This window comes from Sphingomonas sp. (assembly GCF_035758555.1).
Lineage (GTDB): Bacteria > Pseudomonadota > Alphaproteobacteria > Sphingomonadales > Sphingomonadaceae > Sphingomonas_B.
On sequence record NZ_DASTXI010000015.1, the window covers coordinates 1 to 2,227 of the forward strand.

A 2,227-nucleotide genomic window follows, 5' to 3' on the forward strand; every position below is an offset into this window, starting at 1 on the left:
ACCAGCAAGAAGCTCGGAATGAACAGCAAGGCAAAGGCGAGCACTGCTGCCGCGGCGGGGCTCATGTGCGAGCTGTTCTCGAGCCCGGTCCATAGCTGGCCGTGGAACAGCTTGAGCATGGCGATAGCGACGACCCACGCGAGCAGCGAGATCACTTCGTGAACGAAGCCGCGGACAAAGCCGATCGCGGCTCCGCCGATCAGCAGCAGGAACACGAAGACGTCGAGCGCGGTCATGGTTGCCCGGGGCTAGCAAGCAATTTTTGTCAAGGCGAGCGCGTTGCTAGTCGATGATCGGGGCGGAGACCGCGACCCGGCCCGGCGGTGCGACGCCGAGGCGCAGAAGGCTGATGCCGCCGGCAACGAAGGCGGCGATCGAGGCGGCGAGCAGCAGGCTCGGCGCGACATGCACGCCGAAGAGGTGGAAAGCGACGCCTACCGTGACGGCGCCGGTGGTCTGGCCGAGCAGCCGCGCCGTCGCCAGCATCCCGCCCGCGGCACCGGACCGCGGCTTGGGCGCGGCGCTGATCATGGTGCGGTTATTGGGCGACTGGAAAAGGCCGAAGCCGAAGCCGCACACCGCCATCCGCCACGCGATGTCGAAATTGTCGGGCGAAGTCCCGAGCCGCGACAGCAGGAACAGCCCCGCGGCGAAGACCGCGAGGCCGATGCCGCCGAGCAGCCCCGACGAGACCTTGTCGGCGAGCCTTCCGGCGAACGGCGCCGCAATCCCGACGGCGATCGGCCACGGCGTCATCAGCAGCCCTGTCGCGAACACGCTTCGCCCGAGCACCGACTGCAGCAGGAAGGGAATCGCGACATAGGCCAGCATCTGCGCGCCGAACGAAACGATGGAGGTCGTGATGGAAAGGCTGAAGATCGGGATCCTGAGCAAATCGAGCGGCATCAGCGGCAGCTTCTCGCTCCACTCGCGCCTGACGAGGGCAGCGCCCGCGGCCAGTCCGGCGAGCACGAGGATGGCGCCCAGGCCCGCTCCTTCGCGCGCGAACATCTCCGCGCCGAACACGATGCAGCCCATCATTGCCGCGCTCAGCACCGCCGAGGGCCAGTCGAACGGCTGCCCGTGCCCGTGCGGGTCCGGCAGCGACTTGCGGCCGACGAGTAGCGCGGCAATGCCGATCGGCAGGTTGATCAGGAACAACCAGGGCCAGGATGCGATGCTGAGTATCAGCGCGGCGAGCGTCGGCCCGATCGCCGCCGCCATCGACAGCACCATCGCGTTATAGCCGATGCCGCGCCCCAGCATGCTCGCGGGGTAGGTCGCGCGGACCAGCGCCGCGTTCATGCTCATGATGCAGGCTGCGCCGACTCCCTGGAACACGCGCGCGGCGACCAGCAGCGTCAGCGTGTGCCCGAGGGCGCAGCCGACCGAGCCAACCGTGAACAGTGCCAGGCCGGGGATGTAGATGCACTTGTATCCGATGCGGTCGCCGAGCGCGGCAAGCGGCAGCAGGAGAACCGTGATCGTCAGCTGATAGGCGTTGATCACCCACACCGAGCTTGCCGGCGACGCGCCGAGCTCGCGCGCGATGGTCGGCAGCGCCACGTTGGCGATGGCGCCGTCGAGCACCGCCATGGTCAGCGCGAGCCAGATACCCAGCACCGACCAGTAGCGCCGCGGGATCGGCAGCCCGTCCTGCGCGGCCTGCGCCGGCGGCTCGAGAGTTTGGACGTTCACTTGGGGCGGCTCATGGTTTGTCGCTCAACGAACCGCAAGCGATGCGGATGCCCCGACGATCAGCGACCGAGGATTTGGTCGACCAGCGCGCGCAAATTCCCGAACTCTGCAAGGCGAAGCCCCTCGCCGCCTTTGGTCCCGTTCGGCACCCAGGCCGTCTCGAATCCCAATTTGGCCGATTCCTTGAGGCGCAACCCAGCGTGCGCCACCGGACGGATTTCCCCCGAGAGGGCGATTTCTCCGAGAACCACGCATTCGCTCGGCACCGGGCGTTCGGAGAGCGCCGACACCAGTGCCGCCGCCACAGCGAGATCGGCGCCGGGGTCGCTGAGGCGATAGCCGCCGGCGACGTTGAGATAAACCTCCGCCGTCGCGAAGCTCATGCCGCAGCGCGCCTCTAGCACGGCGAGGATCATCGCGAGACGGCCGCTGTCCCATCCGACCGCCGCGCGCCGCGGTGTCGCTCCCGTGGCGAGGCGCACGACCAGGGCCTGGATTTCGACCAGCACGGGGCGCGTGCCTTCCATTG

At 68.3% G+C, this 2,227-nt stretch carries 3 protein-coding genes; all 3 read right to left on the reverse strand.

Features of this window, described 5'->3' with window-relative positions:
* On the reverse strand, window positions 1-236 hold a 236-nt coding region (locus tag VFT73_RS00795; protein ID WP_326408206.1), incomplete at its 3' end, for a CvpA family protein.
* 46 nt (window positions 237-282) lie between these two features.
* Window positions 283-1,698 carry an MFS transporter gene (locus tag VFT73_RS00800; RefSeq protein WP_326408207.1) on the reverse strand — a complete coding sequence of 472 codons (1,416 nt, stop codon included), beginning with the start codon at window positions 1,696-1,698 and terminating at the stop codon, window positions 283-285.
* 59 nt (window positions 1,699-1,757) lie between these two features.
* On the reverse strand, window positions 1,758-2,227 hold a 470-nt coding region (locus VFT73_RS00805), incomplete at its 5' end, for a magnesium chelatase domain-containing protein (RefSeq protein WP_326408208.1).